The sequence below is a fragment of the Amycolatopsis keratiniphila subsp. keratiniphila genome, assembly GCF_001620365.2.
Classification (GTDB): Bacteria; Actinomycetota; Actinomycetes; order Mycobacteriales; family Pseudonocardiaceae; genus Amycolatopsis; species Amycolatopsis keratiniphila.
Map to the genome: position 1 here is coordinate 164,993 of NZ_LQMT02000018.1, position 21,724 is coordinate 186,716.

Annotated in this window: 20 protein-coding genes; 8 read left to right on the forward strand and 12 right to left on the reverse strand. The window is 69.1% G+C overall.

Annotated elements, in window-relative coordinates:
- Positions 1-13 precede the first annotated feature (13 nt).
- A complete protein-coding gene (locus tag AVR91_RS17905) occupies positions 14-1,258 on the reverse strand; it encodes an MFS transporter (RefSeq protein ID WP_063277432.1) in 1,245 nt (414 codons plus the stop codon).
- Positions 1,259-1,439: 181 nt separating this feature from the next.
- On the opposite strand from AVR91_RS17905, the gene AVR91_RS17910 reads away from it, so the two are divergent.
- Complete coding sequence (locus tag AVR91_RS17910; protein WP_063277431.1) at positions 1,440-2,087, forward strand: GntR family transcriptional regulator; 648 nt, start codon at positions 1,440-1,442, stop codon at positions 2,085-2,087.
- Between the two features lie 73 nt (positions 2,088-2,160).
- Here the strand turns inward: AVR91_RS17910 and AVR91_RS17915 are convergent, their stop codons facing one another.
- The 3 genes from AVR91_RS17915 to AVR91_RS17925 form a co-directional block, all read right to left on the reverse strand.
- On the reverse strand, positions 2,161-3,999 hold the full coding sequence (locus tag AVR91_RS17915; protein ID WP_228709229.1) for a ricin-type beta-trefoil lectin domain protein: 1,839 nt from the start codon (positions 3,997-3,999) through the stop codon (positions 2,161-2,163).
- A complete protein-coding gene (locus AVR91_RS17920) occupies positions 3,996-5,219 on the reverse strand; it encodes a glycoside hydrolase family 16 protein (protein WP_063277430.1) in 1,224 nt (407 codons plus the stop codon). Before AVR91_RS17920 ends, AVR91_RS17915 begins: the two co-directional genes overlap by 4 nt.
- A gap of 109 nt (positions 5,220-5,328) precedes the next feature.
- Entirely contained in the window at positions 5,329-6,576 is a 1,248-nt protein-coding gene (locus tag AVR91_RS17925) for an ROK family transcriptional regulator (protein WP_016337434.1), read from the reverse strand.
- A gap of 85 nt (positions 6,577-6,661) precedes the next feature.
- Between AVR91_RS17925 and AVR91_RS17930 the strand changes: the two genes are divergently transcribed.
- Complete coding sequence (locus tag AVR91_RS17930) at positions 6,662-8,050, forward strand: GH1 family beta-glucosidase (protein WP_063277429.1); 1,389 nt, start codon at positions 6,662-6,664, stop codon at positions 8,048-8,050.
- A 191-nt stretch (positions 8,051-8,241) separates the two neighbouring features.
- Positions 8,242-8,877, forward strand: coding sequence for a DUF2306 domain-containing protein (locus tag AVR91_RS17935; protein ID WP_083737619.1), 636 nt, complete (start codon positions 8,242-8,244; stop codon positions 8,875-8,877).
- On the opposite strand, the gene AVR91_RS17940 is transcribed toward AVR91_RS17935, so the two are convergent.
- Complete coding sequence (locus tag AVR91_RS17940; protein ID WP_063277428.1) at positions 8,849-9,991, reverse strand: acyl-CoA dehydrogenase family protein; 1,143 nt, start codon at positions 9,989-9,991, stop codon at positions 8,849-8,851. The two genes, AVR91_RS17935 and AVR91_RS17940, sit on opposite strands and share 29 nt — an antisense overlap.
- Positions 9,988-12,339: a bifunctional salicylyl-CoA 5-hydroxylase/oxidoreductase gene (locus AVR91_RS17945; protein WP_063277427.1), complete on the reverse strand. Its 2,352-nt coding sequence runs from the start codon at positions 12,337-12,339 to the stop codon at positions 9,988-9,990. Before AVR91_RS17945 ends, AVR91_RS17940 begins: the two co-directional genes overlap by 4 nt.
- 48 nt (positions 12,340-12,387) lie before the next feature.
- On the opposite strand from AVR91_RS17945, the gene AVR91_RS17950 reads away from it, so the two are divergent.
- A complete protein-coding gene (locus tag AVR91_RS17950; RefSeq protein ID WP_016337429.1) occupies positions 12,388-12,786 on the forward strand; it encodes a RidA family protein in 399 nt (132 codons plus the stop codon).
- Here AVR91_RS17950 and AVR91_RS17955 read toward each other — a convergent pair.
- On the reverse strand, positions 12,783-13,631 hold the full coding sequence (locus AVR91_RS17955) for a PaaX family transcriptional regulator (RefSeq protein WP_063277426.1): 849 nt from the start codon (positions 13,629-13,631) through the stop codon (positions 12,783-12,785). The two genes, AVR91_RS17950 and AVR91_RS17955, sit on opposite strands and share 4 nt — an antisense overlap.
- A gap of 72 nt (positions 13,632-13,703) precedes the next feature.
- On the opposite strand from AVR91_RS17955, the gene AVR91_RS17960 reads away from it, so the two are divergent.
- The 3 genes from AVR91_RS17960 to AVR91_RS17970 are packed head-to-tail and all read left to right on the forward strand — an operon-like array spanning position 13,704 to position 15,204.
- Positions 13,704-14,363: a nucleoporin Nup120/160 gene (locus AVR91_RS17960; protein WP_063277425.1), complete on the forward strand. Its 660-nt coding sequence runs from the start codon at positions 13,704-13,706 to the stop codon at positions 14,361-14,363.
- Between the two features lie 37 nt (positions 14,364-14,400).
- On the forward strand, positions 14,401-14,751 hold the full coding sequence (locus tag AVR91_RS17965) for a PLDc N-terminal domain-containing protein (RefSeq protein WP_016337426.1): 351 nt from the start codon (positions 14,401-14,403) through the stop codon (positions 14,749-14,751).
- A gap of 36 nt (positions 14,752-14,787) precedes the next feature.
- Entirely contained in the window at positions 14,788-15,204 is a 417-nt protein-coding gene (locus AVR91_RS17970; protein WP_016337425.1) for a nitroreductase family deazaflavin-dependent oxidoreductase, read from the forward strand.
- 362 nt (positions 15,205-15,566) lie between these two features.
- On the opposite strand, the gene AVR91_RS17975 is transcribed toward AVR91_RS17970, so the two are convergent.
- Together AVR91_RS17975 and AVR91_RS17980 are read right to left on the reverse strand one after the other, a co-directional pair.
- Positions 15,567-16,748: an acyltransferase family protein gene (locus AVR91_RS17975; RefSeq protein ID WP_063277424.1), complete on the reverse strand. Its 1,182-nt coding sequence runs from the start codon at positions 16,746-16,748 to the stop codon at positions 15,567-15,569.
- Positions 16,749-16,845: 97 nt separating this feature from the next.
- A complete protein-coding gene (locus tag AVR91_RS17980) occupies positions 16,846-18,180 on the reverse strand; it encodes an FAD-binding oxidoreductase (protein WP_063277423.1) in 1,335 nt (444 codons plus the stop codon).
- Positions 18,181-18,250: 70 nt separating this feature from the next.
- Between AVR91_RS17980 and AVR91_RS17985 the strand changes: the two genes are divergently transcribed.
- Positions 18,251-19,135: a LysR substrate-binding domain-containing protein gene (locus AVR91_RS17985; RefSeq protein ID WP_063277422.1), complete on the forward strand. Its 885-nt coding sequence runs from the start codon at positions 18,251-18,253 to the stop codon at positions 19,133-19,135.
- Here the strand turns inward: AVR91_RS17985 and AVR91_RS17990 are convergent.
- The 3 genes from AVR91_RS17990 to AVR91_RS18000 all read right to left on the reverse strand — a co-directional run bounded on the left by AVR91_RS17990 (position 19,104) and on the right by AVR91_RS18000 (position 21,716).
- The gene (locus AVR91_RS17990; RefSeq protein ID WP_063277421.1) at positions 19,104-20,168 is read right to left on the reverse strand and encodes a methyltransferase; all 1,065 of its coding nucleotides are present in this window, start codon (positions 20,166-20,168) and stop codon (positions 19,104-19,106) included. The genes AVR91_RS17985 and AVR91_RS17990 overlap by 32 nt on opposite strands.
- A 118-nt stretch (positions 20,169-20,286) precedes the next feature.
- The gene (locus tag AVR91_RS17995; protein ID WP_063277420.1) at positions 20,287-21,111 is read right to left on the reverse strand and encodes an NAD(P)H-binding protein; all 825 of its coding nucleotides are present in this window, start codon (positions 21,109-21,111) and stop codon (positions 20,287-20,289) included.
- On the reverse strand, positions 21,108-21,716 hold the full coding sequence (locus tag AVR91_RS18000; RefSeq protein ID WP_228708100.1) for an antibiotic biosynthesis monooxygenase: 609 nt from the start codon (positions 21,714-21,716) through the stop codon (positions 21,108-21,110). Before AVR91_RS18000 ends, AVR91_RS17995 begins: the two co-directional genes overlap by 4 nt.
- Positions 21,717-21,724 lie beyond the last annotated feature (8 nt).

The window sequence follows — 21,724 nt, forward strand, 5'->3', positions numbered from 1 at the left end:
CTTCCGATTGTGGTCACAGCAGTTCGCGGCCGCGAGTCTCGGGCAGGCCGAGCAGCGCCAGCACGGCGATGCCGTAGCCGACCGCGCCGAACACCATCGCGCCGCCCGCGCCGAGGAAACCGACCACGGCGGGGAACGTCGCGCCGATCGCCCGGCCGAGGTTGTAGGTGAAGCCCTGCCCGGTGCCGCGCAGCGCCGACGGGTAAAGCTCGGCGAGGAAGGCGCCGAACCCGCTGAAGATCGCGGACATCGAGAACCCGAGCGGGAAGCCGAGGAACAGCACGAGCGTGTTCGCGCCCTCCGGGATCTGCGTGTAGGCGACGATGAGGCCCGCCGACAGCACCGAGAACAGCAGGAACGTCTTCTTGCGGCCCAGGAGATCCGTGAGATAGCCGCCGGTGACGTATCCGATGAAGGCGCCGGAGATCAGGAACGCGAGATAGCCGCCGGTGCCGATGACGGTGAGGCCGCGGGTGGTCTTCAGGTAACTCGGCAGCCAGGTCGCGAGCGTGTAGTAACCGCCCTGGACACCGGTGGCGAGCAGCGCGGCGAAGAACGTCGTGCGCAGCAGGTCCGGCTTGAAGATTCCGGCCAGCGAACCGCGTTCCTTCTTCGTGGCGCGGGCCGCTTCCGCGACGGGCGCGTCCTGGACGTTCCGCCGGACCCAGAGCACCAGCAGCGCCGGGATGACGCCGGTCCAGAACATGACGCGCCACGCGACATCCGGGCTCCAGATGCTGAAGACCACTGTGTAGACGACCACGGACAGCGCCCAGCCGACCGCCCACGCGCTCTGCACGAAGGCGACGGTCCGGCCGCGGTACTTCGCCTGCGAGTACTCCGCCACCAGCGCGGCGCCGGCCGCCCATTCGCCACCGAAGCCAAGGCCCTGCAGGGCGCGGAAGACCAGAAGCGTCTCGAAGTTCGGCGCGAACCCGCACAGCACGGTGAAGATCGTGTACATCGCGATGGTGAGCTGGAGGGTGCGGACCCGGCCGATCCGGTCGGCCAGGATGCCTGCCCCGATCCCGCCGATCGCCGAGACCACCAGCGTCGTGGTGCCGAGCAGACCCGCCTCGCCGCCGGAGAGGCCGTAGTAGGCGGTGATCGCGGCCAGACCCAGCGGGAGGGTCTGGTAGTCGAACGAGTCGAGCCCGTAGCCGCCGAACGCGCCGACGAAGGCCCGGCGGCCTCGCGAACCGAGCGTGCGGAACCAGGCGAAGGGGCGGGTGTCTTCGGTAGTGGCTGTCGCGTCCATCGGCACCTCCAGAGGGTGAATCCATCGTGGCACGGGTCACATGGATAGCCACTGTAGGTATTGTTCAACAATTCCACAAGAGGATCCTTGGCCCGGTCTCTTGTAGCCGGTTAGGATCGGTCACGTGACGATCGCGGAGGGTGGTCCTGCCTCGGTTCAAGGACTCGAAGCGGATCGCGGCATGGTGAGCCGCACCAGTACGGCCGAACGGGTGGCGGGCGTCCTCCGCACGCGCATCGCGGAAGGGTTCTTCCTGCCCGGCGTCCGGCTGTCGGAGCACGACATCGGCTCGGCGCTCGGCGTCTCCCGCAACACGTTGCGGGAGGCGTTCCGGCTGCTCACGCACGAACGCCTGCTCACCCACGAGCTCAACCGCGGGGTCTTCGTGCGGGTACTGCCCGTCGAGGACGTCGTCGATCTCTACAAGGTGCGCAAGGTCGTCGAGTGCTCGGCGGTGCGGGCGGTGACGGAGAAGCCGCCGACGTTCGCGAAGCTCGCGCGCCTGGTCGAGGACGGCAGGGTCGCCGAGCGGAGTGAGCGCTGGCAGGACCTCGGCACCGCGAACATCCGGTTCCATTCGGCGATCGCCGAGCTGAGCGGCAGTGAGCGGATCGACGAGCTGATGCGCGGCATCCTGGCCGAGCTGCGGCTGGTGTTCCACATGATGGCCGACCCGCGGCGCTTCCACGAGCCGTACCTCAAGCGCAACGCGGAGATCCTCGAGCGCATCGAGGCAGGCGACGGCCTCGGCGCCGAAAAGCTCCTCACGCAGTACCTCACCGACGCCGAAAACCAGCTCGTCGAGGCCTACGCCGAGCGCACCCCCTGACGCATTTCGTCCTCTGAATGCGGTGGTCCGGGGTGCGAACCACCGCGTCCAGAGGACGAAATGCGAGAGGTGGCTACGGGGTGACCCACTTCTGGTTGGCGGCGCCGGTGCAGGTCCAGATCTGCAGGCGGGTGCCGTTGGCCGAGGAGTTCCCGGTCGCGTCCAGGCATTTGCCCGAACCGGAGTTCACCAGGTCGCGGGCGGCGTTGGCCGCCCATCGCTGATTGGCCCCGCCGGCGCAGTCCCACAGTTGCAGCGGCGCGCCGTCCGCCGTGGACATCCCGGTGACGTCGAGGCATTTGCCCAGCGCCCGCAGCGTGCCGTCGGCCTGGAACGACCATTGCTGCGCGGCTGAGCCGTTGCAGTCGTAGAGCTGCACCGCCGTCCCGTTGGCGCTGTTCGCCCCGGCGACGTCGACGCATTTGCCGCCCGGCCCGGTGATCGCGCCGGTGCGGACGCCGCCGCCCGACTGCGTTCCCGACCAGGTGAAGGTCGCCGACGTCGACGCGGGGAGCGAGTACGTGAAGGACTGCCCGCCCCAGTTGACGCGCACGTTCTGGGTCGCGCCACTGGTGTTGTACGCGATCAGCGCCTTCGACCCGTCCGGGTTCTTCCACGCGACGTTCCGCACCGCCGAGTTGTCGTCGGACGAGATCCGGTACGCACCCGGTTTCACGAACTTCGTCAGGTGCCCCATCGTGTAGTACTCGACGGTGTAGTCGACCTGCCCGTGCCGCGAATCTCCATTGTGGACGGTGATCAGCCCGGTGCAGGTGCCGCAGCCACCGTTGTGCGGCCCCATGTTCTGGTCCACCGCGAGGCTCCACTTGATGAAGCTCTTGCTCCAGTTCCGGGTGTAGTCGACGATGTTCGCCATGTCTTCGGCCTGCTGATGGCTCACCCACGTCCCGCCGGAATGCTCGGTGCTGTACGCGGCCACACTCGGGTACTGGTCGTGCACGGCGGTCTGCTGGGCGACGTCGCCGCCGTAGCCGTGCCACGCCATCCCGCCGAAGTTCGGATCGGTGCGGATCGCCGCGTCGTCCATCGTCGGCGCGCCGAATTCCGCGTACTTGTCCCAGTTCCAGTCCAGTGCGAGGACTTTTGTGGACAGTCCCTTCAACGCGGGCAACAGGTTCGTCTTCGTGAAGTACCGGAGACCGGCGCCGTTCCAGTTCATCGACGGATAGCTCGCGCAGCAGGTCGGCTCGTTCTGCACCGACACGTAGTGGATCGGCACCCCTTGCGCCTGATACGCCTGGATGTACTTGACGAAGTACTGCGCGTACACCGGGTAGTACTCGGCCTTCAGCCAGCCCAGCTTGAAGTCGCCGTTGTCCTTCATCCACGGCGGCGCGCTCCACGGCGACGCCATCACCTTGGTCGCCGGGTTGATCTCCCGCGCCTGCTTGGTCAACGGCAGGATGCTGTCGAGGTCGTGCGCGATCGAGAACTTCGCCAGGCTCGGATCCGTCTGCCCGGCGGGGAGATCGTCGAACGAGTAGCTGAACCGCGCCAGATCCGAGGACCCGAGCGGGTTGCGGATGAAGTTGACGCCGATACCCGAAACGGGATCGAACAGCTTCCGCATGGTCTCGTCGCGAGTCGCCTGCGACAGCGCGCCGCTGCCCTTCATCAGCCACGCGGCGGTGTCGGTGAACGACGCGCCCGCGCCCTCGAACTGCTGGTACGTCGTGTTCTCGTCGACGGTGATCGTCTGCTGCCCCGTTCCGGTGCCCGCGCCGAACATGACCGGTGGCTGCTGCTGGAGGCCGCGCGTGACGTTCACGCCACGCGAGTCGTTCGTGGTGGTGAGCCAGATGTTCACGGTCTCACCGGCGGCTTGCGCCGGTGTGGCGACGAGCGTGGCCGCCGCGATCACCGCGGCGCCGAGCAGCGGCAGCCGTCTCACGGCGTCGTCCACTTCTGGTTCGCGCCGCCTCCGCAGGTCCAGATCTGGAGTCTGGTCCCGTTCGCGGAGCTGTTCCCGGTGGCGTCCAGGCATTTGTTCGCCTGAGGGTTCACGATGTCGCGCGCGCCGCTGATCGCCCATTTCTGCGCGCCGGTTCCGTTGCAGTCCCACAGTTGCACGGCGGTGCCGTCCGCGGTTCCGCCGCCGGAGACGTCCATGCACTTGCCGAGCGCGCGGATCGTCCCGTCGCCGCCGATGGTCCAGTTCTGCGCGGCGTTCCCGTTGCAGTCGGTGATCTGGATCGGGGTGCCGTTGGCGGTGTTCGCCCCGGCGACGTCGACGCATTTGCCGCCGATGCCGGTGATCCGCCCGGTCCGCCCGGCGGTGTCGCTGGAGTTGACGTGCACGTAGTCGACCACGAGCCGCTGCGGGAAGACGGTGCTCGAGTTCGGGTCACCCGGCCAGTAGCCGCCGACGGCGAGGTTCAGGATCAGGTAGAAGGGGTGATCGAAAACCCAGCGGTTGCCGTTCAGATCGGCGGGCGTGCGGGTCTGGTAGAGATTCCCGTCCACGTACCACTTGATCTGGTTCGGCGCCCAGTCGACGGCGTAGGTGTGGAAGTCGTCGGAGAAGTTCGGGCCGTTGTAGGCGGCGCCGATGCCGCCCGCGCCGGAGTAGCCGGGGCCGTGGAGGGTGCCGTGCACCGTGTTCGGCTCGAAGCCGACGTTCTCCATGATGTCGATCTCGCCGCTGTTGGGCCAGCCGACGTTGCCGATGTCGGCGCCGAGCATCCAGAACGCGGGCCACATCCCTTGCCCGCGCGGCAGTTTCATCCTCGCTTCGAACCGGCCGTACGTCTGGGTGAACTGGCCCTGCGTCGACAGTCGCGCCGAGGTGTACTCGCAGCGCCCGTACCAGCAGTTGTAGTTGCCGGGGTTCTCCTTCTTCGCGGTGATGACCAGGTTGCCCTGGCCGTCGAGCGCCGCGTTGTTCGTCCCGGACGTGTACCACTGCCGCTCGTGGTTGTTGACGTTGTCGCCGGTCTCGAAATGCCACTTCGAGGTGTCGATGCCCGCGCCGGCGGGCCCGTTGAAGTCGTCGGTGAAGGTCGCGGCCATGACGGCGGCCTCGGCCGGGGCCGGTGCGGTGGCGGGGAGTGAGCCGAGGAGAACGCCGGCGGCGAGGAGTGCCGCCCAGCGAAAACGGGAGGAGATGGACATCGTTGTCGCCTCTCTTCGCAGGCAGAGAACTACTTTGTTGTGCCTGGCAACAAAGTATGCATGGTCTCTACCACTGCGACAAGACGTATTTTTCGACCTCGAATTAAGGTCAGGCGGCGGTGCCCCGCTTCGATCCGGCCGTCCGCGGGTCCGCGCCCTGCTCCAGGAGGGCGGCGACCGGAAGGGTGGCGGCTCCTATGGCGACGGCGTCCGGCCCCAGCTGCCCGAGCTCGATCTCGGTCTGGTCGAACACGTGCGCCAGCGCGTGCTCGCCCGCCACCCGCCGGATCTCGGGCAGGTAGTGCTCGCCGAGGGCGAGCCCCGCCCAGCCGCCCAGCACGATCCGCTCCGGATTGAACAGATTGATCAGGTTGCCGATGCCGGCGCCGAGATAACCCGCGGTCTCTTCCAGTACCTTGGCCGCGGCCTTGGCCTTGCCCGCCGACTCCAGCAGGGCCGCGAACTGCGTCTGCTCGTCTTCGTCCGATGCCGTCTTTCCGCCGCGCGCTTTGCGATAGCGGGCGAGGACGCCCTCCGCGCCGACGTAGGACTCCAGGCAACCGCGTGCCCCGCAGCGGCATTCCTGCCCGCCGTAGACGATCGTCGTGTGGCCCCATTCGCCCGCGCTGCTGGTGGAGCCTCGGTACGTGGTGCCGTCGGTGACCACGGCAGCGCCGACCCCGGAACCGATCAGGGCGATCACCGCGTGCCGGGCGCCGCGGCCGGCGCCGAACCACATTTCGCCCTGTCCCTGGGTTTTCGCGCCGTTGTCGACGAACAGCGGCAGCTCGACACCCTCCGCGCGCAGGAGGTCGACCAGCGGGACCTCCTTCCAGCCGATGGTGGGCGCGTGCACGCGAAGCGCCTCGCCCTGCTGGACGGTGCCGGGGACCCCGACGCCGACGCCGAGCACGGTCGCCTCGTCGATCCCCGATTCCGCGATCACTTCCCGGAGCCCGGACGCCACCTGGGTGACCGCCGCGGCCGCGTCCGGACGCGGGGAGGCCAGCGGATGCTCGACGGTGGCGAGCCGGTTCATGGTGAGGTCGAACAGCTCGACCTTCACCCCGGTCTCGCCGATGTCGACGCCCGCGACGTGGCCGTACGCCGGATCGACGCGGAGCAGCACGCGCGGCCTGCCGCCATCGGACTCGACGAGACCGGCTTCGACGATGAGGCGTTCTTCGCCGAGTTCGGCGGTCACGTTGCTGACGGTCGCGGCGCTCAAACCGGTCAGACCGCTCAATTCGTGGCGGCTGAGCGGGCCGTCGAAGTAGAGTTTCGACAGGAGGAGGGAACGGTTGTGCCGCCGCAGGTCACGGACGGTGGTGCGCTTGGCAGGCATGCGGATACCCATCTTATGGCGGCGGACCTTTCCAGGATGCCCCACGACCTTAGCCTCCGCCATGTATCAACTGGTGAAATAAGGCGGGAAGAGGGCCATGACGGGGGAGGACGAGCTCATCGGCTCCTTGCCGCCGGACTTCCGGTGGGGGGTCGGCAGCTCGGCGTACCAGATCGAAGGCGCGGTCGCCGAAGACGGAAGAACACCGTCCATTTGGGACACCTGGGCCCGGTCGCCGTGGTCGGTCGACAACGGTGACACCGGCGAAATCGCCTGCGACCACTACCACCGGATGCCCGCCGACATCGCGCTGATCAAGGAACTCGGCGTCGACACCTACCGCTTCTCCGTCTCCTGGCCCCGCGTGCAGCCGCGCGGACGCGGCGGCGTCAACCCCGACGGCATCGCCTTCTACGACCGGCTGGTCGACGAACTGCTCAACAACGGCATCGATCCCTGGCTGACGCTGTACCACTGGGATCTGCCCCAGCATCTCGAAGACGCGGGCGGCTGGCCCGCGCGTGACACCGCCGTCCGGTTCGCCGACTACGCGATGCTCGTGTTCGAGCGGCTCGGCGATCGTGTCCGCCACTGGACCACGCTGAGCGAGCCGTGGTGCACGGCGATGCACGGGTACGTCCACGGCGTGATGGCACCCGGCCGCCGGGACGCGAAGGCGGGGATGGCGGCGGCGCATCATCTGCTGCTCGGCCACGGGCTCGCCGTGCGGCGGATGCGGGAGCTCGCGAAACCTGGCACGGAATTCGGCATCACGCTCAACCTGAGCACCGCCGACCCGGCCACGCCCAGCGAGGCCGATCGCGAAGCCGCCCGCTTCGAGGACGGGCTCGGGACGCGGTTCTACCTCGACGCGCTGGTACACGGCCGGTACCCGGAGGACGTCCTCGAGGCCCTCGCGCGCCAGGGCATCCGCCTGCCGTCCGAGCCGTGGGATCCGTCGATCATCGCGGCACCGCTCGATTTCCTCGGCGTCGACTACTACTTCGGAACGCGGTACTCCGGCGTGGAGGAGAACGGGGACGCGGTGGAGCATTTCGGGTTGCCCGCGTTCCGCAAGGTGCCGTTCGGGGCGCCGTCGACGGCGCTGGGCTGGGAGATCCTGCCGCACAAGCTCACCGAACTGCTCGTCCGCGTCAGCCGGGATTACCCGGACCTGCCGCTCTACGTCACCGAAAACGGTGCCGCGTTCGCCGACGTCCCCGACGAGACGGGGTTCGTCCGCGACGACGACCGCGCCGCGTACCTGTCCGCGCATATCGCCGCCACGGCCGCGGCCCGGCAGGCGGGCGCGGACGTCCGCGGCTATTTCGCCTGGTCCTTTTTGGACGGTTTCGAATGGGCGTACGGCTACGCGAAACGGCTCGGCTTGGTCCGGGTCGATCGCGAGACGCAGGCGCGGACGATCAAGCAGAGCGGCCTGGCCTACCGCGACGTCGTCCACCGGGTGCGCGGCAGCCGGCGGTAGGGTCCGCTCCACCATCGAACCGGCGGCCCGCTCCATTCTTCCGCCACGCCCCGCGTTCTAGGTTCGGCAGCGAAAGTTCTTCGCCGGTACCGGAAACGTGGGGGATAGTGATGACCGTCAGGCTGGAACGTCGTGATCGGCCGGAGACGGCGCCGCGGAAAACGTGGTGGCGAAGGCCTTGGATAGCGCCGATGGCCGTCATCGTCGTGGTGTTCCTGGCCTTTTCGATGCCGCCGTATCTGTCGCTGGACCCGTCGCAGTCGCGGGTGCCGCAGCCGCCGGGGTTCACGTCGCACTATTGGTTCCTTTCGGCGCATGTGCTGTTCGGCTCGATCGCGATGATCTCCGCGTTGCTCCAGATCTGGCCGTGGTTCCGGGCGAAGTACCCGGCGGTGCACCGGAAGCTCGGCCGCGTGTACGTCTTCGCGGGGGTCCTCCCGGCCGGATCGATGGCGCTGACCGTCGGCTCGTTGAGCCCGTTCGGCCCGGCGACGCGGGTGGCCAACGTCGTGGCCGGGGTGCTGTGGCTGGGGTGCACGTTCGCCGGCTGGCACGCGGCACGGCAGCGCCGGTTCGCCGATCACCGTCGCTGGATGGTCCGCAGTTTCGCGCTGACCATGTCGATCATCGTCAGCAGGCTGGCCGGGCCGATCGCGCTGATCACGTTGCAGCCGCAGCTGGAGACCACGTTCGGCGGAAGCGAACTGGCCTTGACCCAATCGGTCGCCGCGATCTCGGCCTGGGTGAGCACGACGCTGGTCCTGTTCGCCGCGCAGTGGCACCTCGACCGGCGTCCGGCTAGGAAGAAGCCAGCGACCGCGCGATGATCGTGCGCTGCACTTCGGACGCGCCCTCGTAGATCCGCGGCGCCCGGACCTCCCGGTAGAGGTGTTCGAGCAGATGTCCTCGCCGCAGCGCCCGGGCGCCGTGGATCTGCACGGCCGAGTCGACGACGTACTGCGCGGTCTCGGTGGCGAACAGCTTCGCCATCGCGGCCCGGCCGGCGAGGTTCCGCTCGCCCGCGTCATACGCGGCGGCCGCGGCGTAGACGAGCAGGCGTGACGCTTCGGTGCGGGTCGCCATTTCGGCGAGGGTGTGTGCCACGGTCTGCTGTTTCAGCAGCGGCCCGCCGAACGCGACCCGGGTCTGGGCGTGGGCGACGGCGGCGTCGAGCGCGGCCTGCGCCATCCCGACGGCGAACGCGCCGACACTCGGCCGGAACAGGTCGAGCGTCCGCATCGCCACGCCGAAGCCGCGGTCCTGCTCGCCGAGCAGTTCGTCACGTTCGACTCGGACGCCGTCGAAGACCAGGGTGCCGATGGGATGCGGGCTGACGAGGTCGAGGTGCTCGCCCGACAGCCCGGCCCGGTCGGCGGGGACGACGAACGCGGAGACCCCACGAGACCCGGCTTCCGGGGTGGTGCGGGCGAAAACGCTGTAGAAATCGGCCTCGGGGGCGTTGGAGATCCACATCTTCTCGCCGGTGAGCCGCCAGCCGTCGCCGTCGGGCTCGGCGGCTAGTTCCAGCGCGGCCGCGTCCGAACCCGCGTTCGGCTCGGTGAGCGCGAAAGCGGCGACGGCGTCGCCCGCGGCCACGGCGGGAACCCACTTCGCGACCTGCGAGTCCTGCCCGGATTGCAGCACCGGATACGTGCCCAAACCCTGCAGCGCCAACGCAGTCTCGGCTTCGGTGCTCTGGCTCGCGAGCGATTCCCGCAGGATGCAGAGATCCGTCGCGGCGGCCTCCCGGCTCGGACTGCCGCCGTCGACGCCGGGGAACAGCCGGGCGAGCAGGCCCAGCGCGCCCATTTCCTTGAGCAGCGGCCGGTTGACCGCGCCTTCGGTGCCGGATTCGGCCAGCGGACGGAGCTTTTCCGCGCCCAGCCGACGGACTTCTTCGGCGAAGGCCTGCTGTTCGGGGCTCAGTGCGAAGGCGGTCATCGGTCGCTCCCAGGTCGCCAGCGGGCGTGCGCGGTGCCGGGTTCTCCCGAGCGCAGCAGTTCCAGCCGTGGTTTCGGCCCGTCGGTGCGGCCGCCCTGCGGTTTCCGGCTGCCCGCCGCGAACTGTTTCGGCCACGGCATCGGGTAGCCCTGCTCGGCGGCGGCGTGCAATGTCCACTGTGGATCGTAAAGGTGGGTTCTGCCGAGGGCGCACAGATCCGCGCGGCCCGCGAGGATCAGCGAGTTGACGTCGTCGTACGAGGAGATCGCGCCGACGGCGATCACCGCGATCCCGTACTCGCGGCCGATCTCGTTGCGGATCCGGTCGGCGTACGGCGTCTGGTAGCTGCGGCCGTACTCGGGTTTCTCCTCGCTGACGACCTGTCCGGTCGACACGTCGATGCCGTCCGCGCCGTGTTCGGCGAACGCGCGGGCGATCTCGATGGCGTCGTCGACGTCGATCCCGCCGTCGTACCAGTCGGTCGCGGAGATGCGGACCGTCATCGGCCGCTCGGCGGGCCACGCGGCACGGACGGCATCGAAGACTTCGAGCGGGAAACGCAGCCTGTTCTCCAGTGAGCCGCCGTACTCGTCGGTGCGCCGGTTGGTCAGCGGGGACAGGAACGACGACAGCAGGTAGCCGTGCGCGCAGTGCAGTTCGAGAAGGTCGAACCCAGCGCGCGCGGCCGCTCGGGCGGACTCCGAGAACTGGTCGCGGATCTCTTGTAGTTCGGCGGCCGTGAGTTCGCGCGGGGTCTGGTTCGCTTCGCTGTACGGGATCGCGGACGGGCCGCAGACCTCCCAGTTGCCTTCGGGGAGCGGCTGGTCGATGCCGTCCCACATCAGTTTCGTGGAGCCCTTGCGCCCGGAATGGCCGAGCTGGACGCCGATCCTCGCGGGCGAGTGCCCGTGGACGAAATCGGTGACCCGCCTCCACGCTCGTTCTTGTTCTTCGGTGTACAGGCCGCCGCAACCCGGGGTGATCCGGCCGGTTTCGGAGACGCAGACCATCTCCGTCATCACCAGCCCGGCGCCGCCGAGCGCCTTGCTGCCCAGATGTACCAGGTGGAAGTCGGTCGGGACGCCGTCCTCGGAGGAGTACATGTCCATCGGCGAGACGACGACGCGGTTCGGCAGGTCCAGGTTCCCGATGCGGAACGGCTGGAACATCGGTGGCCGGACTTCGGAGTCCAAAGTGGACGCGAACCAGCTGTCCAGCTCGGCGGCGAACTCGGGATCGCGCAGCCGGAGGTTGTCGTAGGTGACGCGGCGGCTGCGGGTGAGGATGTTGAAGGCGAACTGCGCCGGATCCTGGTGGGTGTACTGGCCCAGGTTCTCGAACCATTCGAGGCTCGCCTGCGCGGCGCGCTGGGTCGAGGTGACGACCGGCCTTCGTTCCGCCTCATAGGCTGCCAGCGCACTGTCCATATCGGACTGTTCGTGCAAGCAGGCGGCGAGCGCGAGGGCGTCTTCCATGGCGAGCTTCGTGCCGGAACCGATGGAGAAATGCGCCGTGTGCGCGGCATCGCCGAGCAGGACGACGTTCTCGTGCCGCCAGCTCGCGCAGCGGACGGTGGCGAAGGCGGTCCACTTCGAATTGTTGGCGAACACCTGATGGTCGCCGAGGACGTCCGCGCACAGCTCGCGGATGACCTCGATCGACTTCTCGTCGCTCTCGCCCGGCGCCAGTGACGTGGCGGCGATCTCACCGAACGCGCGCTGCCAGACGTCCTCGTGCAGTTCGAGGATGAACGTGCTCGCGGTGTCGCTGTACGGATAGCCGTGGATCTGCATGATCCCGTGCGGGGTTTCCAGGACGTGGAACTTGAAGGCGTCGAAGACGAGGTCCGTGCCGAGCCAGATGTACTTGCAGCGCCTGGTCTGGAGGCTCGGCCGGAAGCTCTCGGCGAAGGCATTGCGGGTCGGCGAATTGACGCCGTCCGCCGCGACGACGAGGTCGTACTCGGCGCTCGCCTCGGCCGCGCTCGGCGCCTCGGCGCGGAACCGGACGTCGACACCGAGCTCCGCGCAGCGTTCCTGGAGGATGCCGAGCAGCCGTTTGCGGCTCATCGCGGCGAACCCGTGCCCGCCGGAGGTGTGCACCGTGCCGCGGAAGTGGACGTCGATGTCGTCCCAGCGCGCGAACTCCCGGCGCATGGCCGCGTGGATCACCGGATCGGCGTGCTCGATGCCGCCGAGTGTCTCGTCGGAGAACACCACCCCGAACCCGAAGGTGTCGTCGGGCGCGTTGCGCTCCCAGACGGTGATCTCGTGATCGGGATGGAGCTGTTTCGCCAGCGTGGCGAAGTAGAGCCCCGCCGGGCCGCCGCCTAACACCGCGATACGCACGCCGCTCAGGGTATGTCGCGGTATGTACGACCGTCAACGATACGGGATATGCTGACCCGTATGGAGCGCATCAACCCGCCCGAGCTCGGCCGCCCCTCCGGTTTCTCGCACGCCGTCGCGGCGAGTGGCCGGTTCGTCTTCCTCGCCGGTCAGACGGCGTTGGACGAGGAGAACCGCATCGTCGGCGACGGCGTGGTCGAGCAGTTCGAACGCGCACTGTCCAACCTGCTCACCGCGTTGCGCGCGGCGGGCGGGAAGCCGTCGGACCTGTGCAGCGTGACCATCTACATCGTCGACATGGACGACTACCGGGCCCACGCGCGCGAGATCGGCGCGGTGTGGAAGAGGCTGGCCGGGAGTGAGTACCCCGCGATGGCGGGGATCGGCGTCAGCCGGCTTTGGGACGTGGAGGCGCTGGTGGAGGTGCAGGGCTTCGCGGTCGTCTAGGGCAGGGTGCGCGAGACGTGCGCGGCCGCGGCTTCGCCCAGCCGTGAGTGCAGGGTGAAGAACAGATCGGCGGCCCGGATCCCGGCCCAGCCCGGCGGCAGCAACTCGGCGGGCAGGCCCGGGTCGAGGTAGGGCAGGCGCCGCCAGTCGGTCAGCACCCGGACGTAGTCGGCGAACGCTTCGGCCTCGTCCGTGGTCTTGCGCCGCTGCCACCGCCGCAGCGCGGCCGCGTGCTCGTCGACGAAGGCGGTGTACAGCGCTTCGAGCTGGTCGAGGTCCCACCACTCGCGGATCTTCTCCCGCACGTCGCCGAACGCGAGGTGCTCGGCGTGGAAGAGATCGGCGTAGCCCTCGAGTTCGAGCCGCCGGAGCATGTCGGACGTCGCGTCCCGTAGGTGCGCGGGCGCGATCCAGACGCCGGAAGACGCGGTCCCGAAGCCGAGCCGGGCCAGTTGTGTGCGCAGAACGTGCCTTTTGTGCCGCTCGGCCTCCGGGACGGAGAACACCGCGAGCAGCCAGCCGTCGCCGGGGGTGGCGCGTTCGCGGCGGAAGATCCGCTCGTCGCCTTCGCGCAGGATCGCCAGCGCGGTCTCGGAAAGCTCGTATCCGGCGGCCCCGTCGCGGCGCACCGCGGACAGGATTCCGCGCCGCTTCAGCCGGGAGATCGACGACCGGACGGCCGGTTCCTCGACGTCCACTCCGGCCAGCAGGTCGATCAGGGAACGGACGGAGAGCCAGCCGCCCTCGCCGCGCGAGTAGAGGCCGTACACGGTCACGATCAACTGGCGCGGTTGCGCCGTTCGCCCCGCGCCGTCGACTTCGGTTGCCTCCGACACGGCCGTCACCCGGTCACCATACAACGACGATGAGCTCATGTTTCGGCCGTGACCGAAGCGTTCCGCACTTAGCGTCACGGTATGGAGAATCCCCTGATCGAAGCCCCCGTTCCGCCGGTGCCCCAGGACGTCGAGCCGGGTGGCGTCCGGTGGTTGCGCGCGAACGTCGCCCGGTTCAGCCGCCCGGAGGACCACGCGCGGCGGCGGGCACTCGTGCTCACCGAGCTGGCGCCGATGGGGTCCTTGCGGGACAAGGCTTTCGCGCTCGCCAAGGCGATGCGGGACGAGGTGGAGCGGGTTCCGGTCGCCGTACTGGGCGCGGAACTCGGCCTGCCCGACGTTTCCCGCGACATCGCGGCGGTTTCCGCCGCCTATCACCCGCATACGGAAATCAATGCCGACGCCGAAGAAGCCATGCGCAGGCTGGTCGAGGTCTGCGGCGGTGACGCGGACGAGCGGACGGCCGCGCGCATCGGGCTTCTCGTGCAGGCCTGCGACGCGACGGCCAAACTGCTCGGCAAGGCGCTGGGCGCCCATCGGCCCGGCGAGGACGTCGAAAGCCTGCTCGACCGCGTCCTGCGCGAGGATCCGCCGGTCCGGATCACCCGGCGGTGGGTCGGCGGCGAAGTGGTCGAGGTGGACCTGTCGGGGCATCCGTTCGGAGCAGGGCCGAAACAATGCCCAGGGGAAGCGTCGGCGCGGCAAGTGGCCGCGGGAATTCTCGACGCCCTGCTGTGCTAAGACTTACCCCGGTCATCTGGAACTGGGGAGTCTTTCGATGCTGTATTTCAATGGTTTCTTCGGCGTTCTCACGCTCGGTCTGTGGATCTTCTGCATCGTCGACGTGATCACCACGGACGAGGGATCGTGCCGCAACATGCCCAAGGGGATGTGGCTGCTGCTGGTGCTGATCGTCCCGCTGATCGGCTCGATCGTCTGGCTGGTCGCCGGGCGTCCGCAGCACGCCGCCCGCGCGCCGCGCGGACGGTACGAAAGGGAGACGCCGGCGTTCCCGGAGTACGACCGGCCGGGCCGGTTCGCCGCGACGAGCGCGGCCGACGACGAAGAGTTCCTCCGCAAGTGCCGGGAGCGCGCCGAGGAGCAGCGCCGCAAGGCCCGTGAAGGCTGAGTAGCCTCGGCGGAGAGATCGACACTGGAGGAAGACATGTCCGAAGCACTCGACTGGAACAAGAACATCATCAAGGAGTTCCGCGAGAACGAGGGGAAGGTGGGCGGCCCGTTCGAGGGCGGCTCGCTGCTGCTGCTCACCACCATCGGGGCGAAGAGCGGCGAACCGCGCACGTCGCCGCTCGCGTACGCGATGGAGGACGGCAAGTACGTCGTCGCCGCGTCGTACGCCGGGGCGGACAAGAACCCGGCCTGGTACCACAACATCGTCGCGAACCCGAAGGTCACCATCGAGGTGGGCACGGAGAAGTTCGAGGCGACCGCGACCGTCGTCCTGGAAGACCGCGCCGAGCGTGACCGTCTGTACGCGAAGATGGTCAGCATGATGCCGGGCTTCGCCGAGTACGAGCAGAAGACCGACCGGGTGATCCCGATCGTCACCATCTCGCGCTGATTCGGCGCGCGCCGCCGGGGGCGGCCGATCGTGCGTGGGCTGAAGGCTCCCTTCACCGCGTCTGATGCGGCAAAAGGAGCCTTCACGGACTAGGAGCACAGGCGCGCGGTGTGAGCCAAGGCGTGACTCGCGTGATCAGGGACGTAACTCGCGTGACTGGAGGCCGCACTCGCGTGTTCCGCCGCTGATCACGTGAGTTCCGCTTTCAATCACGCGAGTTCCGGCTTCGATCACGTGAGTGCGTGCCGTGTCCTCGTGAGTGGCGTTTCGGCTTAGAACCCGAAACGCCACTCACGACCAAGCTGTACAGACGCGGTACTTGCGCGTGCAACTACCGCATTCAGAGGACGAAACGCGAGGGGTCAGCGCGCGCCGCTCGGGGCTTCGACGGCGTCCGGCCGCTTGAGTTCGGCTTCGGCCGCGCGCAGCGCCTTGCGCTCCTGGCGGCGCGCGATCAGCTTCTTGCCGGTGAGGATCATCGGCTGCTCCACCCAGCGGTGGATCAGGTCCGCGATCGCGAGCCCGACCGCGAACACGGTCAGCGCGCTGATCATCCGGTGCTCGCCCAGCGGCGGGATCGCCGCGACCACGGCGAAGTGCACCGGGCCCTGCAGCAGGTAGAGCGAGTACGAGCGCTCACCGACGAACCGCATCACCTTCGTCGCCAGCAGCCAGCGAAGCGGCCCCGGCGAGACCAGCACCACCAGCAGCATCGCCGAGAGCAGGCCGTAGGCGATCAGCAGGCCGAGGTTGCTGCCGGTCTCCCACCACAGGCTTTCCATGTTGACGTGCAGCACGGCGAACGCGCCGAACACCGGGATCGCCGCGAGCGGATGGGTCAGCGGTTTGATCACCGCGTAGGACCGCCGGTAGTGCATCGCGATCGCCAGCACGCAGCCGATCAGCAGGATCGCGTAGTGCACGGTCGACCGGTAGATCGGCACCTGCGGCCCGTTGAGCACCCAGCCGCTGGTGACCCCGACCAGCCCGGCCATCAGCGCGAACGCGGCGATCGCCAGCGCGAGTTTGCGCCAGGCCGCGGCCAGCCCGACGGCGCCCGCGACCACCAGCAGGAACGGCCAGAACAGGTAGAACTTCTCCTCGATGCCCAGCGTCCACGAGCCGCTGAAGAAGTTGTCCGGGCCGTTCGGGCTGCTGGCGGGGAAGAACTCGTTGAAGAAGGTCAGGTAGTACTTCAGCGCGTGCGGGAACTCGCGGGTGAAGAACTCCCCGCGCAGCCACACGAACACGATGATCCCGCCGAGGATCACCAGGTACGGCGGCAGGATCCGGAACACCCGCCGCAGGTAGAACGCCGAAAGCGAGATCCGGCCGGTCCGGTCCTGCTCACGCAGCAGCAGCGTCGTGATCAGGAAACCGGACAGCACGAAGAAGATGTAGACACCGACCCAGCCGGACAGCCAGCTCCACTTCGGACCCGCGAAGTGGAAGAGGATCACGATGGTGGCCGCGATCGCGCGCAGCCCGTCGAGCGCGGGGAACCGACGCATGGCGAGGAACTCGTCATGGTCCAAAGTGCGCACAGTGCCCCCTAATGGCGGTATCGGCCCGGAAGTATACGGGCCCCGCCCACTGTGCCTTCGCCCCGCATGGGGGCCTCCTACCAGCGGATTTCGGAGATCACCCAGCGTCACGCGCGGGTTCGACGTTATGGGTCAGCCGGAACCGGTTCGCCGGATCGACGGCCGCCTTGACCTCGGCGAGCCGCCGCAGATCGGCCGGTGAGTACACCTTGGCCGCCTCGTCGCCCGCGCCGCTGTCGCCGTAGACGAAGGTCAGGAGCTTGCCGGTCGACTTGGGCTTCAGCGCGTCGAACAGCTTCCCGTGGGCCGCCTTGATCCCGGCCATGCCCGCGTCGTCCACTACGGACAGTGCGCGGACGGTGAAGCGGGCCTCACGGTCCCAGCCGACGCCGGGGTGCTCGGGCAGGTCGGACAGCGCGCCGCCGAGCAGGTCCAGCAGGACGACGGTCGGCACCGGGGCGCCGGGGCCGGCGTGTTCGAGGATCGCGTCGAGCATCGTGTCGTCCAGTTCGGACACGGTGGCGTTGTCGGCGCGGTAGCCGTGCGGGAACGGCGGCTCGTTCGCGATCTTCCCCGATTCGGTGAACGGGATCTCGGCGAGCGTGTCACCCAGCACGGGGGCGGCGGCGCGCAGCGGGGCGACCAGGCGTTCGCCCTCGGCGGCGTCACCGAGATAGGCGATCCGGATCTGCGCGACGTGCTGCCCGCGTAGCGGCTCGGGCACCATCGGCAGGTCCGGCATCGGGACCATGCCCAGCGACGACGTCATCTCACGCGGGAGGTCCGCCGCCCAGTCGCGCCAGGCGTGGAGCACCGCGGACAGCGACGCGGTGCCGAACTGCAGGCTCCCGCCGTACAGCCGGGTGACCGGGACGAGCCGGAACTCCAGCGCGGTGACGATCCCGAAGTTGTCGCGGCCACCCCGCAGCGCCCAGAACAGGTCGCTTTCGGTGTCCGGGGTGGCGCGTCGGAGTTCGCCGTCGGCGGTCACGACCTCGATCGCGGTCACCTGGTCGGCTGCCAGCCCGTACTTGCGGCCGAGCAGGCTGAACCCGCCGCCGAGGGTGTACCCGACGACGCCGACGCCGGGGAAGGAACCGCTCAGCGGCGCGAGCCCGTGCTTCGCGGCCGCCTCGATGACCGCACCCCAGCGCACGCCCGCGTCGACCCGTGCGACGCCGTCTTCGATCCGGATCCCGGTCATGCGGTGGGTGGTGACGAGGACGCCGCCCTCGAAGGGGACACCTAAGCCGTGCCCGGTCGAGTGGACGGCGATCGGGAGATCGTGCTCGGCGGCGTGATGGACGGCCTCGACGACGTCGGCGGCCGAAGCGGCGGGCACGATGACATCGGGACGGCGGGGCACTGCGGTCTGGAAACCGGCGAGTTCGGTGTCGTAATCGGGGTCGCCGGAGCGGAGCATCGTGGTCATGAGACCAGCGTGATCTCGATTCGGCCAGAAGTCCAAGATCTGGTTTGTCTGGTAACTAGAATCATCGGTTATGGAACTGCGCCAGCTCGAATACTTCGTCGCGGTGGCCGAGGAAGCGAACTTCACCCGCGCCGCCGAACGGCTGCACGTCGCGCAGCCCGGCGTCAGTGCCCAGATCCGCCGCCTCGAACGCGAACTCGGGCAGCCGCTGCTCGACCGGTCGGCCAGGGCGGTGCGGCTGACCGAGGTCGGCGCCGCCGCGCTCCCGCACGCGCGGGCCGCGCTCGTCGCCGTCGCCGGGGTGCGGCAGGCGGTCGACGATCTCACCGGCCTGGTCCGCGGCCAGGTCGCGATGGGCATGGTGTCCTCGCGCGGGCCGGTCAACCTGCCCGATCTGCTCGCGCGCTTCCACGAGCGGCATCCGGCCGTCGACATCACGCTCGCCGAGGCGACCTCCGACGTCCTGCTCGCGGGCGTCGCCGACGGCCGGTTCGACGTCGCGCTGATCGGCGTCTCCGGCGAACCGCCGCCGGGGATCGGCCTCGAGGTCGTCCTCGACGAGCCGCTGGTCGCCATCTCCGGTCCGGAGGATCCACTCACCGGTCAGGCCACGATCACGTTGTCGGAGCTGGAAAGCCGGTCGCTGGTGAGCCTGCCGAAGGGCACCGGCATGCGCGCGATCGTCGACGCGGCGTTCCTCGCCGACGGCGCGCAGCCGCGGGTGACGCTGGAGGCGGGCGATCCGAACGTCGTCGCCGAACTGGTCGGGCGCGGGCTCGGCGTCGCCGTGGTGCCGATGTCGCTGGCGACGCACTACACGAAACTGCACGCCATGAAGATCACGCGGCCGGCCGGGCTGCGCGCGAAACTGGCGCTGGCCTGGCGGACGGAGGGGCCGGTCAGCCCCGCCGCCCGCGTGTTCATCAGTCAGGCACGGGCGCTGCTCGGGTTGTGAGCCGCCACAGCGAGGTCACCTCCTTCGCGTCGGCCCGTCGATGCCTCGGCCGGATGTCCTCCCTGCCCAGCACTTCGAGACCGGACCGCTCGAACAGGTCGAGGAGTTCCTCGCGACGGCGCAGGCCCAGCAGTTCGGCGAGATCCGAGAGGATCAGCCACGCCTCCCCGCCGGGTTCGAGGTGTCGCGGCAGCCGGTCGAGGAACGCCTTCAGCATCCGGCTTCCCGGGTCGTAGACGGCGCGTTCGAGCGGGGTGTGCGCGCGGGCGGGCAGCCAGGGCGGATTGCAGACGACCAGCGGTGCGCGGCCCGGCGGGAACACGTCCGTCTCGAGGATTTCGATCCCGTCGTAACCCAGGCGATCGAAGTTCTCCCGCGCGCAAGCGAGCGCGAGGGGTTCGTTGTCCGTCGCCACCACGCGTTCGATGCCCCGATGGGCGAGGACCGCGGCGAGCACGCCGGTGCCGGTGCCGATGTCGAACGCGAGTTCCTTGGCAGGCAAAGGAGTTCTCGCCACCAGATCGACGTACTCGCCGCGGACGGGGGAGAAGACCCCGTGGTGCAGGTGGATCCTCGCGCCGAGCGCCGGGATCTCGACGCCCTTCACGCGCCATTCGTGCGCGCCGACGACGCCGAGCAGTTCACGCAAGGAGACCAGCGACGCGGTTTCGGACGGCCCGTAGACCTCGGCGCAGGCCTCGCGGACGTCCGGCCCGCGGCGCAACGGCAGGACATGGCCCGGATCCAGCGGGACCAGCAGCCTGCCGAGGATCCGCGCCCGGCGTGACCGCTGGTTCCGCTGGTCCGGAAAGGGTTTCCCGGCCGCCGTGCCGCATCGCCGGGACATCGCGGCGAGGAGGTTCCGCGCACCGGGGAAGTCGCCGTACCAGACGAGTCCGGTGCCGGACACGGCGAGCCGGAACGCCTCGTCGGCGGTGATGCGATCGTCGACGTCGGCGAGGCGTTCGGGGCGTTTCGTGCCGACGGTGGTCAGCCAGCGCCGACCACCGTCCTTTGTGGACAGGGGGTTCATGGTTTCCGTTCCTGTTTTCGCCCGCGGCGAAGAGACCCCGTGGGCTCCGTGGGGTGTGGTCAGGAACGGCGGTTAGTGGACCACCGCGGCATGAACCGGTGTCGACACGAAGCCGAGTTTAGCGGAACGACGCGGCGTGATCGGCGGCCCAGACCTCGAAGTCCAGTCCCGGCCTGCCGGTGACGTCCTGGACGGTCGAGGTGACCTCGCCCGGTTTCGTCACCAGTTCCCGCAATCCGGTCAGCATCGTGTCGACGACGAAGTCCGGCATCTTGGTGAGCAGGGCGGCACGTGCTTCGCCGAGCGGGATCTCTTCCCAGCGCGCCGGACGGCCCGCGGCCTCGCCGATGATGCGGGCTTGTTCGGCCTGCGTGATCGGCCGCGTGCCGGTGAGCGTGTACTTCGCCCCCGCGTGCCCGTCGCCGGTCAGCGCTTCGACGGCCACCGCGGCGATGTCCTTCTCGTGAATCAGCGGCATCGACGCCTCGCCGTACGCGCCGCGGACGACGCCGTCCGCGCGGATCGACGGTGCCCAGCCGAGGGTGTTGGTCGCGAACGCGTGCGGCCGCAGGAAGGTCCACTCCACGCCCGCGGCTTCGATCGCCTCCTCGACGGTGCGATGCCAGGCGCCGATGGCGTTCTCCTGCTCCGCGAGGGAATCGTCGACGGCACCTGAGGAAAGGAACACCACCCGCTTCGCCCGTTCCCCGAGCAGCGACACCGTGGGGACCAGGGCCTCGGCGGCGCCGGAGAGCATCAGGAACACGGTGTCGACGCCGTCGAGCGCCGGCGCGATGGTTTCCGGTTTCGCCAGGTCGCCGCGGACGCCGTCCGGCGGCGGGTTCCGGCTCAGCGGCCGGACCGGGACGTCTCGCTCCCGCAACCGGGCGACGACCTGCGAACCGACGTTGCCCGTCGCACCGGCGACCAGGATCGGCTTCATGCCGCCACCGCCGAGAAGACCGGGCGGTACCGCTTGACGGACCCGCCCGACATCCCCGGGTAGGTCTGCACCTTCTTCCACGCGTCCGTCGTCCCGATGCCGTCGGCGCCAGGGGCCGCGAGCGCGGCGAGGTGGGCTTCGGCGCTGACCCATTCGGCGTAGTTCAGCACGCGGGTCCCGTCGGTGCTCACGTGGAAGTACCCCGAGATCCCGCCTTTGGGATGCGCGGGTTCGGACGCCAGCGCTTCGAAGACGAGGTCGATCCAGTCGCGTTGCCGCCGCTCGTCGGGTCCTTCGAACTCGACCGAGACGATCACGAGGCAGCCTGGCGTTCCTTCGCCGCGGTGGCCGCGGTAGAGGTGGAACACGGGCGCGCCGTCCAGGTTTTGGATGGCTTCTTCGCTGGTCCACTGCTCGTAAGTGAAGGCGCCGTCGTGGTCGATGCCTTCGTACGCGGTGAAGGAAACGAGCCCTTCGTGGCTCTTGTACGCCGCCCGTGCCGCGTCGGCGTCCGGCCATTCCCGCGCCACGACGACGGTCGCGTCGTCGGGTGTCGGCCAATGTCCTTTGTGGATGGTCATTTCGGAGGTCCCCTGTACTGTCATGCCTCCAG

What these genes read in the sequence shown, in the direction of transcription:
- AVR91_RS17930 (WP_063277429.1), top strand. Translation starts at nt 6,662, where the DNA reads ATGACGGGGGAGGACGAGCTCATCGGCTCCTTGCCGCCGGACTTCCGG.
- AVR91_RS17980 (WP_063277423.1), bottom strand. Translation starts at nt 18,180, where the DNA reads ATGACCACGATGCTCCGCTCCGGCGACCCCGATTACGACACCGAACTC.
- AVR91_RS17950 (WP_016337429.1), top strand. Translation starts at nt 12,388, where the DNA reads ATGCTGACCCGTATGGAGCGCATCAACCCGCCCGAGCTCGGCCGCCCC.
- AVR91_RS17925 (WP_016337434.1), bottom strand. Translation starts at nt 6,576, where the DNA reads ATGGGTATCCGCATGCCTGCCAAGCGCACCACCGTCCGTGACCTGCGG.
- AVR91_RS17935 (WP_083737619.1), top strand. Translation starts at nt 8,242, where the DNA reads ATGGCCGTCATCGTCGTGGTGTTCCTGGCCTTTTCGATGCCGCCGTAT.
- AVR91_RS17940 (WP_063277428.1), bottom strand. Translation starts at nt 9,991, where the DNA reads ATGACCGCCTTCGCACTGAGCCCCGAACAGCAGGCCTTCGCCGAAGAA.
- AVR91_RS17965 (WP_016337426.1), top strand. Translation starts at nt 14,401, where the DNA reads ATGCTGTATTTCAATGGTTTCTTCGGCGTTCTCACGCTCGGTCTGTGG.
- AVR91_RS17995 (WP_063277420.1), bottom strand. Translation starts at nt 21,111, where the DNA reads ATGAAGCCGATCCTGGTCGCCGGTGCGACGGGCAACGTCGGTTCGCAG.
- AVR91_RS17960 (WP_063277425.1), top strand. Translation starts at nt 13,704, where the DNA reads ATGGAGAATCCCCTGATCGAAGCCCCCGTTCCGCCGGTGCCCCAGGAC.
- AVR91_RS17990 (WP_063277421.1), bottom strand. Translation starts at nt 20,168, where the DNA reads ATGAACCCCCTGTCCACAAAGGACGGTGGTCGGCGCTGGCTGACCACC.
- AVR91_RS17920 (WP_063277430.1), bottom strand. Translation starts at nt 5,219, where the DNA reads ATGTCCATCTCCTCCCGTTTTCGCTGGGCGGCACTCCTCGCCGCCGGC.
- AVR91_RS17985 (WP_063277422.1), top strand. Translation starts at nt 18,251, where the DNA reads ATGGAACTGCGCCAGCTCGAATACTTCGTCGCGGTGGCCGAGGAAGCG.
- AVR91_RS18000 (WP_228708100.1), bottom strand. Translation starts at nt 21,716, where the DNA reads ATGACAGTACAGGGGACCTCCGAAATGACCATCCACAAAGGACATTGG.
- AVR91_RS17970 (WP_016337425.1), top strand. Translation starts at nt 14,788, where the DNA reads ATGTCCGAAGCACTCGACTGGAACAAGAACATCATCAAGGAGTTCCGC.
- AVR91_RS17910 (WP_063277431.1), top strand. Translation starts at nt 1,440, where the DNA reads ATGGTGAGCCGCACCAGTACGGCCGAACGGGTGGCGGGCGTCCTCCGC.
- AVR91_RS17905 (WP_063277432.1), bottom strand. Translation starts at nt 1,258, where the DNA reads ATGGACGCGACAGCCACTACCGAAGACACCCGCCCCTTCGCCTGGTTC.